This is a genomic window from Pseudomonas sp. HN8-3, from assembly GCF_020790195.1.
GTDB lineage: Bacteria > Pseudomonadota > Gammaproteobacteria > Pseudomonadales > Pseudomonadaceae > Aquipseudomonas > Aquipseudomonas synxantha_A.
The window spans coordinates 5,567,977-5,582,556 of the sequence record NZ_CP086206.1; the positions used below are offsets into that span (position 1 = coordinate 5,567,977).

The 14,580-nt window shown below is 58.0% G+C and carries 14 protein-coding genes and 1 pseudogene; 9 read left to right on the forward strand and 6 right to left on the reverse strand.

The window, feature by feature from the left end:
* Positions 1 to 137 precede the first annotated feature (137 nt).
* The 6 genes and pseudogenes from LJX92_RS24855 to LJX92_RS24880 all read left to right on the forward strand — a co-directional run bounded on the left by LJX92_RS24855 (position 138) and on the right by LJX92_RS24880 (position 3,999).
* Positions 138 to 803, forward strand: a complete 666-nt coding sequence (locus LJX92_RS24855; RefSeq protein WP_223017711.1) for a polysaccharide lyase family 7 protein — start codon at positions 138 to 140, stop codon at positions 801 to 803.
* Positions 804 to 1,286: 483 nt separating this feature from the next.
* Positions 1,287 to 1,560: pseudogene (locus LJX92_RS24860) on the forward strand (fructose-bisphosphate aldolase).
* Between the two features lie 231 nt (positions 1,561 to 1,791).
* The gene (locus tag LJX92_RS24865; protein ID WP_223017712.1) at positions 1,792 to 2,349 is read left to right on the forward strand and encodes a hypothetical protein; all 558 of its coding nucleotides are present in this window, start codon (positions 1,792 to 1,794) and stop codon (positions 2,347 to 2,349) included.
* 79 nt (positions 2,350 to 2,428) lie between these two features.
* On the forward strand, positions 2,429 to 2,710 hold the full coding sequence (locus tag LJX92_RS24870) for a hypothetical protein (RefSeq protein WP_223017713.1): 282 nt from the start codon (positions 2,429 to 2,431) through the stop codon (positions 2,708 to 2,710).
* Positions 2,711 to 2,810: 100 nt separating this feature from the next.
* Positions 2,811 to 3,158, forward strand: a complete 348-nt coding sequence (locus LJX92_RS24875; protein WP_228309065.1) for a hypothetical protein — start codon at positions 2,811 to 2,813, stop codon at positions 3,156 to 3,158.
* A 415-nt stretch (positions 3,159 to 3,573) separates the two neighbouring features.
* Positions 3,574 to 3,999: a hypothetical protein gene (locus tag LJX92_RS24880; RefSeq protein ID WP_223017714.1), complete on the forward strand. Its 426-nt coding sequence runs from the start codon at positions 3,574 to 3,576 to the stop codon at positions 3,997 to 3,999.
* 119 nt (positions 4,000 to 4,118) lie between these two features.
* Here the strand turns inward: LJX92_RS24880 and fba are convergent, their stop codons facing one another.
* The 6 genes from fba to tkt form a co-directional block, all read right to left on the reverse strand.
* Positions 4,119 to 5,183 (reverse strand): class II fructose-bisphosphate aldolase, encoded by a 1,065-nt coding sequence (gene fba / locus LJX92_RS24885; protein ID WP_003177554.1) that lies wholly within the window; start codon positions 5,181 to 5,183, stop codon positions 4,119 to 4,121.
* A gap of 123 nt (positions 5,184 to 5,306) precedes the next feature.
* Positions 5,307 to 5,642 carry an MliC family protein gene (locus LJX92_RS24890; RefSeq protein ID WP_005792196.1) on the reverse strand — a complete coding sequence of 112 codons (336 nt, stop codon included), beginning with the start codon at positions 5,640 to 5,642 and terminating at the stop codon, positions 5,307 to 5,309.
* Between the two features lie 60 nt (positions 5,643 to 5,702).
* On the reverse strand, positions 5,703 to 5,930 hold the full coding sequence (locus tag LJX92_RS24895; protein ID WP_005792197.1) for a hypothetical protein: 228 nt from the start codon (positions 5,928 to 5,930) through the stop codon (positions 5,703 to 5,705).
* Between the two features lie 31 nt (positions 5,931 to 5,961).
* On the reverse strand, positions 5,962 to 7,125 hold the full coding sequence (locus tag LJX92_RS24900; RefSeq protein WP_032879003.1) for a phosphoglycerate kinase: 1,164 nt from the start codon (positions 7,123 to 7,125) through the stop codon (positions 5,962 to 5,964).
* 17 nt (positions 7,126 to 7,142) lie between these two features.
* Positions 7,143 to 8,198, reverse strand: a complete 1,056-nt coding sequence (gene epd / locus LJX92_RS24905; RefSeq protein WP_032879002.1) for an erythrose-4-phosphate dehydrogenase — start codon at positions 8,196 to 8,198, stop codon at positions 7,143 to 7,145.
* A 138-nt stretch (positions 8,199 to 8,336) separates the two neighbouring features.
* Entirely contained in the window at positions 8,337 to 10,334 is a 1,998-nt protein-coding gene (gene tkt, locus LJX92_RS24910) for a transketolase (protein WP_005792201.1), read from the reverse strand.
* Between the two features lie 260 nt (positions 10,335 to 10,594).
* Here tkt and LJX92_RS24915 point away from each other — a divergent pair, with 260 nt between their 5' ends.
* The 3 genes from LJX92_RS24915 to ligB all read left to right on the forward strand — a co-directional run bounded on the left by LJX92_RS24915 (position 10,595) and on the right by ligB (position 14,575).
* Complete coding sequence (locus tag LJX92_RS24915) at positions 10,595 to 11,590, forward strand: ArsR/SmtB family transcription factor (protein WP_228309066.1); 996 nt, start codon at positions 10,595 to 10,597, stop codon at positions 11,588 to 11,590.
* Between the two features lie 19 nt (positions 11,591 to 11,609).
* Positions 11,610 to 12,800 (forward strand): methionine adenosyltransferase, encoded by a 1,191-nt coding sequence (gene metK / locus LJX92_RS24920; protein WP_032878996.1) that lies wholly within the window; start codon positions 11,610 to 11,612, stop codon positions 12,798 to 12,800.
* 110 nt (positions 12,801 to 12,910) lie between these two features.
* Complete coding sequence (gene ligB, locus LJX92_RS24925; protein WP_228309067.1) at positions 12,911 to 14,575, forward strand: NAD-dependent DNA ligase LigB; 1,665 nt, start codon at positions 12,911 to 12,913, stop codon at positions 14,573 to 14,575.
* The last annotated feature ends 5 nt before the right edge of the window (positions 14,576 to 14,580 follow it).

Genomic DNA, 14,580 nt, shown 5'->3' on the forward strand with positions numbered 1-14,580 from the left:
GGGCAACATGGCTTTTTGGCATTCCTCTGACGCCAATTAATTGCCAGCGATTGTTTAACAATTTCACCAGCACCGCCTATAAAGAACCGGTAAGGCCTCTGGGCCAACGTTTTCACCCTCTGTAAAAGGCCAACACCATGATCGACCTCTCCACCTGGAACCTGAGCATTCCGGTCGGCTCCCCGCCCACGACCATCGACACCCCAAGGCTGCTGAGTGGCTTCAACGATCAATACTTCCAGGCCGAAGGCAGCGATGTGCAGTTCTGGACCCCCGTGACCGGCACCCGCACCGAAAACGCCATTTACCCACGCAGCGAACTGCGCGAAACCTACGCCGACGGGCGCCTGCGCAACTGGACCTACCCCGAGGCCGACAACTTCCTGCGCGCCACCCTCACGGTCAACCAGGTACCCACCTCCGGCAAAGTCGTCATCGGCCAGATCCACGCCTATGACAGCCAGAAACCACTGATCAAGCTGGAGTACCAGTTCAAGGAAAAAACCCAGACCGGCAACATCGTCGCCAAGGTGCGCATGCGCCCGGACGAGGCCGAGAGCCAGGTCATCATCGTCGCCTCCGACGTGCCGCTGGAGAAGAGCTTCACCTACGTTATCAATCTCAACAAAGCCGGGCTGCTCAGCGTGTACGCCGCCGACAGCGAGTGGAATGAACGCATTGGCGCTGCCTGGGGCGACAAGCCGTTGTACTTCAAGGCGGGGGTGTATGTGCAGGACAACAGTGGGGACAGCAAGGAGGGGGCAAGGGTGACGTTTGCGAAGTTGGATATTGATCACGAGTAAATGGATTAGCCTATTTCGAGTAGGCAACGTCCGATAAGCCCACGGATCATTCCCCGATAAATCCAGACGATTAAATCCCCTGTGGGAGGGGGCTTGCTCCCGATAGCGGTGTGCCAGCTCCAATAGCTGTGACTGACCCACCGCAATCGGGGGCAAGCCCCCTCCCACATTTGGCCTGTGTGGCCTGAGGGCTTGGTGTCCGTCCTACAGCACCATTGCGACAAGCCAACTCGCCGCTTATAGCTCGCCCCGTCGCCGGCGTTGATCAGCGATAGGGTTTCGCAGCCCTACAGAGTTAAAACCGCACCCGTCAAAACAGTCCCGGTATCTTGCCGACGGCAGTCTTTGTTATGGCGGCTGTGCGTGGGAGACCTTCGGGTCTGCCGGGTCTTAGCTCCTCGGTCTGCGAACCCGCGTACAGCTGCCACCTAATTTGTTTCGCAGCAAACGGTGGTCAATCTTCTTTCGAGTTAAGGATTCACCATGACCCAACAACTACCACCCCGCCGCTTCACCGCACCGAAACCGCCACCGACTACCCCGTGCTCCTGATCGACAGCGACGCACCACTGCTTGACCTTCACGCCTGTCTGCGCGAACGCCTCAACGCGGCGCTTGAGCACCTCAACCTGATGGCGTGCTCCATGCCGGACTTCGCCGAACGCGACCTGAACAACACGCATTCTGGTGCAGGATGTAAGTGATGTGTTTCGGGTCATTGAACACCGTGGTGTTCGATGATCCTGCCGCTGCTTGATCAAGCCCTGCAACAAAAGCCCGCACTTTTGCGGGTTTTCCCCTATAGGCTCATGCCCACAACTGACATTTTGAATAAACATGCCGTATAAGAGTCACAAGCGATTCGGCCTTGTAATAAATCGCAGCTTAATTCCGAATCGTTCTAGACACCTGTTAATGTTGACAGTAGCCGCTCCTTCCCGATTATTAGACGATAAGGCCTCACTCATCGCACTAAGGAAGTGCAAACATGGAAACTCTAAACGCCACTATCGAACTTAAACGGTACACTGCCGGTGATAAGGTGTGCGCCGTAACCGATCACGGAACCTTTGCCGGTACAATTGATCATTATGATGGCGTCGCAAAAACCTACACGGTGGCAACCCCAACAGGTGAGTTCGTTACTTTTGAAGAGCAAAGTATCAAGGCATGGGTCAATTCGGCGCTTTTAAATTCGCAACCACAAGCGCCAACGGAAGGACCGAAGGTGGGCGCTCGAACATTTGTCGTTGCCCAACCTGGCTCTTACATTCAAGACTACACCACTTACAACACCTATAACACCGTCTATGCTCAAGCAGGAAGCGTCGTCCAGATCTACAACCAGCGGAGTTCAATGGTCACTCTTCCACAGCCACCCACCTGTATAAAATGCACCGATGAAGAAAAGTTCTGGGCACTGTGGGCAGGCTTTTACTTCAACAACCCTCACTATCAAACCTACACCGGCATTCCTACAACAACCATTTATCCTAGCCAGACTACTATCGTGCCGAGTGGTAGCGTAGCGGTCATTAGAAACTAATAGACGTGTCTATACTGAATACATCAGCGCCCTTCATCAACACACATGAAATAAAATAGCAAAATTGGAGAATACGACCATGGATAACGCCAGCAACCCGCAAGGTCTGCCACTCAAGGAAAATGACCTCGCAGTTTTCGAGACCATTGATAAAAAAATCATCATTGGAAAAGTAGCGGGAATTTCAAAGGAGACCTTTAGCATCAAAGAAATTTCAACTCAACAACTTCTTACGCTTTCCCAAAATAATGTTCGCCTCATTCGAACCGCCGATATTCCCTCGACGTTGCAAACGACTCCAACAAACGTAGTAATCCCGCCAGTGCAGGAGCCTACACAGATCCCATCCAGTAACAGTTAAGCGAAGTATCAAGGTCCAGCCTTATCACCTACACGGTAGGTCTGGGCCTTGTGTCTAAATAAAAGGACTTCCACATCTTACTATTACAGAGAGTATTCGCATGGATGTTTATACAGGCTTCGAAGACTTAACGTTTACACTCAACACCACCCTAGGTGTAATTACGGGTACATTTCTTGGATTCGATTCGAACACCAATAGCCATATAATGAGCATTAACGGAGAGGTCGCCTCCATTCCCGCAGACAGTATCATATCCTTAATAACGACCAGTTCTTTTCAATTATTTGATGAGCCCAACAGAACTGTTACCGACGTCAACATGGAGCCAGGCGCGATTGCCCATATAAATTTTAGGGGTGCCCGTACCGCTGCCAGCATTCAACAACAGCCCGCTTATGGCAACTGGGACGACTTGAGCAAAGCGCTTACACAGAGCATTCAATAAGCAACATCATTATCTGGAGCATATAAAATGACTGCAGTCTTTACATCTGGCCAATACACCGGTGGTTACGGCGATCTATCGATTTACATTACCGTTGGAAACATCATATATACGTCGCCCACTACCGGAGTCTTTGCAGGAAACTGCAACTACTACGGAGATTTTATCTCCCTCTCTGGCACATTTAACACCCCGAATCCCGGATCTGCACAGGGCACAGTAATCAGAATGCAGTCGACCCAATCGAGCGGAACTCGGGTAAGCGGGCTGAACATAGAACTGAATGCAGCGGACCCTTACTACAGCTTACTTGAGGGCAGTCATACCATTCATTTTACAAATAGCACATGGGGTACGAATTACTTAGGTGTCAGACGTGTTTAACCTTCTCCAGCACTCATAGTGAACCAAAATCATGCCACCTATCTTTATGCCACCGGTTGACTTGTTGCTTTATAACTCGAGCAGAACCGTCTTGAACAATATATCGCCCATCGGCATTGACTTTAACAATCCCAACAACATCACGAGGAAGTCGACCACTATTCCTGATGCTTTTCGTGCGATAGACGGCTATGGTATCTATGTGCCACAGAGCACTGTATTTGACGTCAACAACGACAACGTAGTTTTGCACGTAAAAAACACAACGACGGGAAAAGTAGGAACGTTCTCCGGGCATCGTGCATATTTAGCCCCGTATGTGTTTGAATTCGACTTCTACCATAACGGCAGGGTCACGACAGGCGCTGGTGATCTGCAGTTCTATTACGTCGTTACAAAACCTAATGGCACGGTTCTACAGTCCATAATCTTATTGATTACCGCAGTAGCGCCCTGATATTGGAACAGTGGTAGTTCAATCATGACAGATAATGCCCAAGGGTGGCGGGACACGCTCGCTCACACACAAAAAACCCGTCTCGAGACGGGTTTTTAATACGCACCAGCCTTGTGGACTCAGTTCACCTTAGCGTTCAACTCACCCTTCAAATACCGCTGGTACATCGCTTCCAACGAGATCGGCTTGATCTTCGAAGCATTACCCGCAGTACCAAACGCTTCGTAGCGAGCAATACACACGTCGCGCATTGCGGTCACGGTGGCACCGAAGAATTTACGTGGGTCGAATTCGCTCGGGTTGGTGGCCATCAGGCGACGCATTGCGCCAGTAGAGGCCAGGCGCAGGTCGGTGTCGATGTTGACCTTGCGCACGCCGTACTTGATGCCTTCGACGATTTCTTCAACCGGTACGCCGTAGGTTTCTTTGATGTCGCCGCCGTACTGGTTGATGATCGCCAGCCATTCTTGCGGTACCGAGGAAGAACCGTGCATCACCAGGTGGGTGTTGGGGATGCGCTTGTGGATTTCCTTGATGCGGTCGATGGCCAGCACGTCGCCGGTAGGTGGCTTGGTGAACTTGTAGGCGCCGTGGCTGGTGCCGATGGCGATGGCCAAGGCATCGACCTGGGTCTTCTTGACGAAGTCGGCCGCTTCTTCCGGGTCGGTCAGCATCTGGCTGTGATCCAGCACGCCTTCGGCGCCGATGCCGTCTTCTTCGCCGGCCATGCCGGTTTCAAGCGAACCCAGGCAGCCCAGCTCGCCTTCGACCGACACGCCGCAGGCATGAGCCATGGCCACAGTTTGTTGGGTGACGCGTACGTTGTACTCGTAGTCGGTTGGGGTCTTGCCGTCTTCGCCGAGGGAGCCATCCATCATCACCGAGCTGAAGCCCAGCTGGATGGAGCGCTGGCACACGTCAGGGCTGGTGCCGTGGTCTTGGTGCATGCACACCGGGATATGTGGGAATTCTTCGATGGCCGCAAGGATCAGGTGACGCAGGAACGGGGCACCGGCGTATTTGCGCGCACCGGCCGAAGCCTGGACGATCACAGGGGAGTCGGTCTTGTCAGCGGCTTCCATGATGGCGCGCATCTGCTCAAGGTTGTTGACGTTAAAGGCTGGGACGCCGTAGCCGAACTCGGCTGCGTGGTCCAGCATTTGACGCATGCTGATAAGTGCCATTGTGTTGTCTCTCCCGGTCGAGGGTCGTTAATCGTGCAAGCCTGCCGTAGCGGCGGCTGCTATTCAAGTTATTGCAGATCAAGGGGTTAAGCTTGAGCTGCTGAATCGTTATTGCTGTTGGGTTCAGTTGGCTTTGCAGCCGCGCCCAATCAAATCATCGGTGGCAACCCAGTACACCAGGCCTTCCTCACCTTTGGTGTGAAACGCCAATTGGCCGTCGCTGTACAGCACGCCCGAGGCGGCTACCTCTTGTTTGAGACGGTAAACCTGGTCCGATCCGCCGAGGCGTACATCCACTTCGGAACGGGCCTGGTTGGCGAAGCGCCAGTTGAGCTCGGCCTTGCTATCGCAGGTCCAGGTGGTCCACTTGTCGGCAGGCTCTGCGGCCTTGCTGAACATGTTCATGCTGCTGCAACCGGCCAACAGGGCCAGGGCTGCCAGGGCGAAAACGCCTTTCATTGCCAATCCTCGCAGGGCGACCTGGGGCCGCCGTTGCTGTTGGTTAGTGGATCAGACCCGTCAAGGGCAACCCTGTTCCTGACCGTTGGGCGCGGAGTCGTATTTCTCCAGCCGTTCGTTGCCGATGCGCTTGTTGATCACCGGCATGGTCTCGGCTTGCCAGTCAGCCTGGTAACAGCTTTTGTTCAACGGAGCCTTGGCGTTGTCCGCCTCCGGCGCCGCGCTGGGTGTGCCGCTGCAGCCGGCCAACAAGCCCGCTGCGATCACCAGTGCCAACGACTTGATCATGGGAACACTCCTTTTCCTGATCACGCGAGCCTTAGCCCTTGGCTCGGGTTTCCAGCACTTCCACGGCTGGCAAAACCTTGCCCTCGACGAATTCGAGGAAGGCGCCGCCACCGGTAGAAATGTAGGAGATCTGATCAGCAACGCCATATTTATCGATGGCCGCCAAGGTGTCACCGCCGCCGGCGATGGAGAAGGCCGAGCTTTCAGCAATAGCTTTGGCCAGCACTTTGGTGCCGTTGCCGAACTGGTCGAACTCGAACACGCCTACCGGGCCATTCCACAGGATAGTCTGGGATGCCTTGAGCAGTTCAGCGAAATTGGCCGCGGTTTGCGGGCCGATATCCAGGATCATGTCGTCAGCGGCCACGTCAGCGATGAGCTTGACGGTGGCTTCGGCGCTTTCAGCGAACTCTTTGGCAACGACCACGTCCACCGGCAATGGCACGCTGACTTTGGCGGCGATGGCGCGGGCGGTGTCCAGCAGGTCCGGCTCATACAGGGATTTGCCCACCGGGTGGCCGGCTGCGGCTAGGAAGGTGTTGGCGATGCCGCCGCCGACGATCAACTGGTTACAGATCTGGCTGAGACTGTTGAGCACGTCCAGCTTGGTGGAAACCTTGGAACCGGCAACGATGGCCGCCATTGGCTGGGCCGGAGCGCCCAGGGCCTTGCCCAACGCATCCAGCTCAGCAGCCAGCAGTGGGCCGGCAGCGGCAACCTTGGCGAACTTGGCCACACCGTGGGTCGAACCTTCAGCGCGGTGAGCAGTGCCGAAAGCGTCCATCACGAACACATCGCACAAGGCGGCATATTGCTGGGCCAGTTCGTCGCTGTTCTTTTTCTCGCCCTTGTTGAAGCGCACGTTTTCGAACAGCACGATGTCACCGGCTTTCACGTCCACGCCGCCCAGGTAGTCTGCGACCAGTGGCACGTCACGGCCCAGGGCCTTGCTCAGGTACTCGGCGACAGGCTTGAGGCTGTTTTCGGCAGAGAACTCACCTTCGGTCGGGCGACCCAAGTGGGAGCAAACCATCACGGCCGCGCCTTTTTCCAGGGCCAGCTTGATGGTCGGCAGCGAGGCCAGGATTCGCGCATCGCTGGTGACAACACCGTCCTTGACTGGGACGTTGAGGTCTTCGCGGATCAGTACGCGTTTACCTTGCAGATCGAGGTCGGTCATCTTCAACACGGTCATGGGTCGCAGTTCCTGAATTACTGTTGAGGTTGTTTAGAGGCGATGTGCAGATAATGTTCCGCAACATCCAGCATTCGGTTGGCAAAACCCCATTCGTTGTCGAACCAGGCCAGGATGTTCACCAGCCTGGGGCCGGAAACGCGAGTCTGGCTGGCATCGACAATCGCCGAATGCGGGTCATGGTTGAAATCGCAACTGGCGTGGGGCAACTCGGTGTAGGCCAGCAGGCCTTTGAGCGGGCCGCTGGTGGCGGCGTCACGCAGTATCCGGTTGACCTCCGTCGCATCGGTGTCGCTGACGGTTTGCATGGTGATATCCAGGCAAGACACGTTTACCGTCGGCACCCGTACGGCTTTGGCCTGGATTCGCCCGGCAAGTTCCGGCAACAGTCGCTCGATGCCGCGAGCTAAGCCTGTGGACACCGGAATCACTGACTGGAACGCCGAACGCGTGCGGCGCAGGTCTTCGTGGTGATAGGCGTCGATCACCGGCTGGTCGTTCATCGCCGAGTGAATCGTGGTGATCGACACATAATCCAGGCCGATCGCCTGATCCAGCAGGCGCAACAATGGCACGCTGCAGTTGGTGGTACACGAAGCGTTGGACACCAGCAGCTCATCACCGGTCAGGCAATCCTGGTTGATGCCATAGACAATGGTGGCGTCGACATCCGCCTCGCTGGCCATCGGTTGGGAAAACAGCACACGCGGCGCACCGGCATCGAGAAAACGCTGGCCATCGGCACGGGTGTGATAGACACCGGAGCATTCCAGCACCAGGTCGACGCCCAGTGCTTTCCAGTCGATGCCTTCGGGGGTGGCACTGCGCAACACTTGTACGCAGTTGCCATTGATATGCAGACAATCGCCGTCGACTCGCACTTCGCCGGGAAAGCGGCCGTGGGTGGAGTCAAAGCGTGTCAGGTATTCGATGCTGGCCATGTCGGCCAGATCGTTGATTGCAACAATTTCAAACCCGGCTGCCGCCCCTCGCTCGAACAGAGCACGCAAGACGCAACGACCAATGCGGCCGTAGCCGTTGAGTGCAACTTTGTAGGGACGCGGTTGGGGCATGGGGTTCTCGATCAAGGTTAGTTCGGTGTTGAATGTTCTGACGCCATCGCGGGCAAGCCCACTCCCACATTAGACCGCGATCCAAATGTGGGAGCGGGCTTGCCCGCGATAGCGCCAGTGCAGACAACGCAGACTGACTTAGTCTTCCAGCAACTCTTCAGCCTGACCCAGGATGTTTTCCAGGGTGAAACCGAACTCTTCGAACAACGCTGGTGCCGGCGCCGACTCACCATAGGTGGTCATGCCGATCACGCGGCCTTCCAGGCCCACGTACTTGTACCAGTAGTCAGCGTGAGCCGCTTCGATGGCGATACGCGCGCTGACCTGCAGCGGCAACACCGATTGCTTGTAGCCGGCGTCCTGGGCTTCGAACACGCTGGTGCATGGCATGGATACAACGCGAACGTTGCGGCCCTGGGCGGTCAGCTTGTCGTAGGCCTGAACGGTCAGGCCCACTTCGGAACCGGTGGAGATCAGGATCAGCTCCGGCTCGCCGATGCAGTCCTTGAGCACATAACCACCACGGCTGATGTCGGCGATCTGCGCGTCGGTACGCACCTGGTGTTGCAGGTTCTGACGCGAGAAGATCAGCGCCGAAGGGCCGTCCTTGCGCTCGATGGCGTGCTTCCAGGCCACGGCGGATTCGACCGCGTCGGCTGGGCGCCAGCAGTCCAGGTTCGGCGTGGTACGCAGGCTGGTCAGTTGCTCGACCGGCTGGTGCGTCGGGCCGTCTTCACCCAGGCCGATGGAGTCGTGGGTGTACACATGGATCACACGCTTCTTCATCAGTGCGGCCATGCGCACGGCGTTACGGGCGTATTCCATGAACATCAGGAACGTCGCGCCGTATGGCACCAGGCCGCCGTGCAGGGACACGCCGTTCATGATGGCGCTCATGCCGAACTCGCGCACGCCGTAGTACATGTAGTTGCCGCTGGCATCTTCTGCCGAGACACCTTTGCAGCCTTTCCACAGGGTCAGGTTGGAACCGGCCAGGTCGGCCGAACCGCCGAGGATCTCAGGCAGCAGCGGGCCAAAGGCGTTCAGGGTGTTCTGGCTGGCTTTACGGCTGGCGATGGTCTCGCCCTTGGCCGCGACTTCGGCGATGTAGGCCGAGGCTTTTGCCGAGAAGTCGGCAGGCAGGTCACCGGCCAGACGGCGTACCAGCTCGTTGGCCAGTTCCGGGAATTCGGCGGAGTAGGCAGCGAAACGCTGGTCCCATTCGGCTTCGGTGGCCAGGCCTTTTTCCTTGGCGTCCCATTCGGCATAGATGTCGGCCGGGATTTCAAACGGGCCGTGGTTCCACTTCAGCGCTTCACGGGTCAGGGCGATTTCCGCGTCACCCAGTGGGGCGCCGTGGCAGTCTTCTTTACCTTGCTTGTTCGGCGAGCCGAAACCGATGGTGGTCTTGCAGCAGATCAGGGTTGGCTGCGCGCTCTTGCGAGCGGTGTCGATGGCGATCTTGATTTCTTCCGGATCGTGGCCGTCGACGTTGCGGATCACCTGCCAGTTGTAGGCTTCGAAACGCTTGGGGGTGTCGTCGGTGAACCAGCCTTCGACTTCGCCGTCGATGGAAATGCCGTTGTCGTCGTAGAAGGCAATCAGCTTGCCCAGGCCGAGAGTGCCGGCCAGGGAGGCGACTTCGTGGGAGATGCCTTCCATCATGCAGCCATCACCCAGGAACACATAGGTGTGGTGGTCGACGATGTCGTGGCCAGGGCGGTTGAATTGCGCGCCCAGAACTTTTTCAGCCAGCGCGAAGCCGACAGCGTTGGCCAGGCCCTGACCCAGGGGACCGGTAGTGGTCTCCACGCCTGGGGTGTAGCCGAATTCCGGGTGGCCCGGGGTGCGGCTGTGCAGCTGGCGGAAGCTCTTGAGGTCGTCGATGGTGACGTCGTAGCCGGTCAGGTGCAGCAGCGAGTAGATCAGCATCGAGCCGTGGCCGTTGGACAGCACGAAGCGGTCACGGTCGGCGAACGACGGGTTGCTCGGGTTGTGTTTCAGGTAGTCACGCCAAAGTACCTCGGCGATATCCGCCATGCCCATCGGGGCACCGGGATGGCCGCTGTTGGCTTTTTGCACGGCATCCATGCTGAGGGCACGAATGGCGTTGGCACGCTCACGACGGCTGGGCATCGCTGATCTCCTGGAGTTTACTTATAAAGAAACGGAAAAAAGGACCGGCATTTTCCCTCAGCCACCGCCTGCGGGCAATGACAGATAGTCACTTGAGGGTGTTTTTCCTGTGGTTTGGACGGCAATAGGTTGCAGAAACCTTTAACTGGTTCGTCTAAAGGTTATAGCGGCAGCTTATAACCGCCACTTATCGATCAATATCAAAACTTTTTGATATTGACCTTGCAGGGATTTACACCCGTCACTAGACTGCTGGCCTTATGAACGTACCCGTGCCCTCCCTGCGTCCTGACGACGGCGATGAACTGGCAGCCCTTTGCAAGGCTGCAGGTGATCCGTTGCGCCTGAACGTATTGCGCGCACTGGCCAACGATTCGTTCGGGGTGCTGGAACTGGCGCAGATCTTCGCCATCGGCCAATCCGGCATGAGCCACCACTTGAAGGTGCTGGCCCAGGCCGACCTGGTCGCCACGCGCCGCGAAGGTAATGCGATTTTTTACCGCCGCGCCCTGCCCCATACCGAACAGCTCGGCGGCAAACTGCACGCCGCCTTGCTTGAGGAAGTGGATAACCTCGGCCTGCCGAGCGACGTACAGTCGCGCATCGGCCAGGTCCACGGGCAACGCGCCGCCGCCAGCCAAGACTTTTTCTCCCGGGTTGCCGACAAGTTTCGCGCCCAGCAGGACCTGATCGCCGGCTTGCCCCAATACCGCGAAAGCGTACTGGCGCTGTTGGACAAGCTGAGCTTCAGTACTGAGGCAACGGCCGTGGAAGTCGGCCCTGGCGATGGCGGCTTTCTGCCGGACCTGGCACGGCGTTTCGGGCAGGTGACGGCGCTGGACAACAGCCCGGCAATGCTTGAACTGGCGCGCCAACTCTGTGAACGCGAAGCCCTGAGCAATGTGCGCCTGCAGTTGGCCGACGCCTTGAATGACACCAGCCTGCGGGCCGATTGCGTGGTGCTGAACATGGTCTTGCACCATTTCGCCGCCCCCGCCGACGCCCTCAAGCAAATGGCCGGGTTACTGCACCCCGGCGGTAGCCTGCTGGTTACGGATTTATGCAGCCACAACCAGAATTGGGCCAAGGAGGCCTGCGGTGATCTCTGGCTGGGTTTTGAACAGGACGATCTGGCCCGTTGGGCCACCGCTGCGGGACTCGTTCCCGGGGAAAGCCTCTATGTAGGTTTACGTAATGGTTTCCAGATTCAGGTCCGCCATTTTCAGCGGCCGGCTGGCGACACTCACCATCGGTAAATATCAGGAAAACATCGAGATGAGCGAATACTCCCTTTTCACCTCCGAGTCCGTGTCTGAAGGGCATCCGGACAAAATCGCCGACCAGATTTCTGACGCGGTGCTGGACGCTATCATCGCTGAAGACAAGTTCGCCCGTGTGGCGTGCGAGACGCTGGTGAAAACGGGCGTGGCGATCATCGCCGGCGAAGTCACCACTACAGCCTGGGTCGACCTGGAGCAGATCGTTCGTGACGTGATCACCGACATTGGCTACAACAGCTCCGACGTCGGCTTCGACGGCGCGACCTGCGGCGTGATGAACATCATCGGCAAGCAATCGCCTGACATCAACCAGGGTGTAGACCGTGCCAAGCCTGAAGACCAGGGCGCCGGCGACCAGGGCCTGATGTTCGGCTACGCCAGCAATGAAACCGACGTGCTGATGCCGGCGCCGATCACCTTCTCGCACCAGTTGGTGCAACGCCAGGCCGAAGCACGTAAATCCGGGGTATTGCCTTGGCTGCGCCCGGACGCCAAGTCCCAGGTGACCTGCCGTTACGAAGGCGGCAAAGTCGTGGGTATCGACGCCGTTGTGCTGTCGACCCAGCACAACCCGGACGTGTCCTACGCCGACCTGCGCGAAGGCGTGATGGAGCTGATCGTCAAGCACGTGCTGCCTGCCGAGTTGCTGACCAAGGACACCCAGTTCCACATCAACCCGACCGGACAGTTCATCATCGGCGGCCCCGTGGGCGACTGCGGCCTGACCGGTCGCAAGATCATCGTCGACAGCTACGGCGGCATGGCCCGTCACGGCGGTGGCGCGTTCTCGGGTAAAGACCCGTCCAAGGTTGACCGTTCGGCCGCTTATGCCGGTCGTTATGTGGCCAAGAACATCGTGGCTGCCGGCCTGGCCGAGCGCTGCGAAATTCAGGTTTCCTACGCTATTGGCGTGGCGCAGCCTACGTCGATCTCGCTGAATACCTTCGGCACCGGCAAGATCAGCGACGAGAAAATCGTCAAGCTGGTGCGTGAAATCTTCGACCTGCGCCCCTACGCAATCACCACCATGCTCGACCTGCTGCACCCGATGTATCAGGAAACCGCAGCCTACGGCCACTTCGGCCGTACCCCTGCGCAGAAGACTGTTGGCGATGACACCTTCAGCACCTTCACCTGGGAAAAAACCGACCGAGCCAACGACCTGCGTATCGCTGCCGGCCTGTAAGCGTTCGCGCTGTATACAGAAACACCCGGTAAAAAGCCCCGAGCAATCGGGGCTTTTTTGTGGGCGCCTGGATGACTTAGGCTGGGCTCCCTTTTCGAGCAAGGATGCTCATGATGCATATGTTCATGGCTTTTTTTCTCAGTGTTTTATCCAGCTGGACGTGGGCAGAAACGTGCCCCGATCACGCTCACCTGCAACTCGACAGCTTGGCCAGGCAGATCAGCCAGTGGGACGACAGTTACCACCGCCAGGGCCAATCCCCCATCAGTGACGAACTCTACGACCAGGCCCGCCAGCGCCTGGCGCAATGGCGTGAATGCACACGCCAAGCCACGCCGAAAGCGGAAAACCCGCTGGCCAGTTCACGCGGCACGTTACGGCACCCAGTCGCGCACACCGGCCTGGAAAAGCTGCCAGACGAACCGGCAGTCAAGGAGTGGCTCAGCACCCGCCAGGATGTATGGATCCAACCCAAGGTCGATGGGGTGGCGGTGACGCTCGTCTATCGCGAGGGCCGCTTGCAGCAACTCATCAGCCGAGGCGATGGCGTGCTGGGCCACGATTGGTCGGCCTCGGCCGCCAGGATCCCCGGTATCGTCCAACAGCTGCCAGACGCGATTGATGTGGTGCTGCAAGGCGAACTTTACTGGCGCCTTGATCACCATGTGCAAGCGATAAACGGTGGGCTCAATGCGCGCAGCAAAGTGGCCGGCCTGATGAACCGGCGACAATTGAGCGACGCTGAGGCGGCAGGCATCGGCTTGTTCGTCTGGGCCTGGCCTGACGGTCCGGCGGACTTCACCGAGCGCCTGGCCACCCTGACGCGCTGGGGCTTCAGCGATACACAGCGTTATAGCCACCCCATTGCGCACATCAGCGAAGCCACTCATTGGCGCACGCATTGGTACAACGCACCGCTGCCCTTCGCCAGCGATGGCGTGGTGCTGCACCAGGCTGCACGGGCACCCGCCGAGCGCTGGCAAGCCAGTGCGCCTTATTGGATGGTCGCCTGGAAGTACCCAGCCATCAAAGCCCTGGCACTGGTGCGCAAGGTGCAATTCAGGATCGGTCGCACCGGGCGCATCACCCCCATCCTCGAACTGGAACCCGTGTGGCTGGATGATCGGCAGATCAGCCGGGTCAGCGCCGGCTCCCTGAAACGCTGGCAAGCCCTGGATATCCGCCCCGGCGACCATGTGTCGATCAGCCTGGCGGGCCAGGTCATTCCCCGACTGGACGAGGTGATCCTGCGCAACGAAACCCGTGTGGACATGCAGCTACCCAACCCTCGCGATTTTCACGCCCTGAGTTGCTGGCAAATGGAGCCCGGCTGCGAAGATCAATTACTCGCCCGCCTCACCTGGCTGAGCGGCAAACAGGGCCTGGCCTTGCCACATATGGGCCGTGAAACCTGGAACATATTGATCCAGGCCGGTCTAATCGCAGGCTTTCTCGATTGGTTAACCCTGGATGCGGCGCAGCTTGCTACCATTGAGGGCTTCGGTGATCGCACTCGTGAGCGAGTGCTCGACAGTTTTAACAACGCCCGGCAACGCCCTTTTTCACAATGGCTCAAGGCCTTGGGCGTACCGCCAGCGGCGCGCAACAACCTGAAGGGCGACTGGCAGACGCTGGCCGCCAAAGACACCCAAGCCTGGCTGGCCTCAGACGGCATCGGCCCGGGTCGTGCAGCGCAACTGAGCGCGTTTTTTCGCGACCCGCAGGTGCAAGCCTTGGCTGAAACATTACGCGAGGCCGGGATAGATGGGTTTTGAACGCC

Bases quoted from the DNA above. Each gene is read 5' to 3' on its own strand.
- LJX92_RS24855 (WP_223017711.1), top strand. From the start codon at position 138: ATGATCGACCTCTCCACCTGGAACCTGAGCATTCCGGTCGGCTCCCCG.
- LJX92_RS24865 (WP_223017712.1), top strand. From the start codon at position 1,792: ATGGAAACTCTAAACGCCACTATCGAACTTAAACGGTACACTGCCGGT.
- LJX92_RS24870 (WP_223017713.1), top strand. From the start codon at position 2,429: ATGGATAACGCCAGCAACCCGCAAGGTCTGCCACTCAAGGAAAATGAC.
- LJX92_RS24875 (WP_228309065.1), top strand. From the start codon at position 2,811: ATGGATGTTTATACAGGCTTCGAAGACTTAACGTTTACACTCAACACC.
- LJX92_RS24880 (WP_223017714.1), top strand. From the start codon at position 3,574: ATGCCACCTATCTTTATGCCACCGGTTGACTTGTTGCTTTATAACTCG.
- fba (WP_003177554.1), bottom strand. From the start codon at position 5,183: ATGGCACTTATCAGCATGCGTCAAATGCTGGACCACGCAGCCGAGTTC.
- LJX92_RS24890 (WP_005792196.1), bottom strand. From the start codon at position 5,642: ATGAAAGGCGTTTTCGCCCTGGCAGCCCTGGCCCTGTTGGCCGGTTGC.
- LJX92_RS24895 (WP_005792197.1), bottom strand. From the start codon at position 5,930: ATGATCAAGTCGTTGGCACTGGTGATCGCAGCGGGCTTGTTGGCCGGC.
- LJX92_RS24900 (WP_032879003.1), bottom strand. From the start codon at position 7,125: ATGACCGTGTTGAAGATGACCGACCTCGATCTGCAAGGTAAACGCGTA.
- epd (WP_032879002.1), bottom strand. From the start codon at position 8,198: ATGCCCCAACCGCGTCCCTACAAAGTTGCACTCAACGGCTACGGCCGC.
- tkt (WP_005792201.1), bottom strand. From the start codon at position 10,334: ATGCCCAGCCGTCGTGAGCGTGCCAACGCCATTCGTGCCCTCAGCATG.
- LJX92_RS24915 (WP_228309066.1), top strand. From the start codon at position 10,595: ATGAACGTACCCGTGCCCTCCCTGCGTCCTGACGACGGCGATGAACTG.
- metK (WP_032878996.1), top strand. From the start codon at position 11,610: ATGAGCGAATACTCCCTTTTCACCTCCGAGTCCGTGTCTGAAGGGCAT.
- ligB (WP_228309067.1), top strand. From the start codon at position 12,911: ATGATGCATATGTTCATGGCTTTTTTTCTCAGTGTTTTATCCAGCTGG.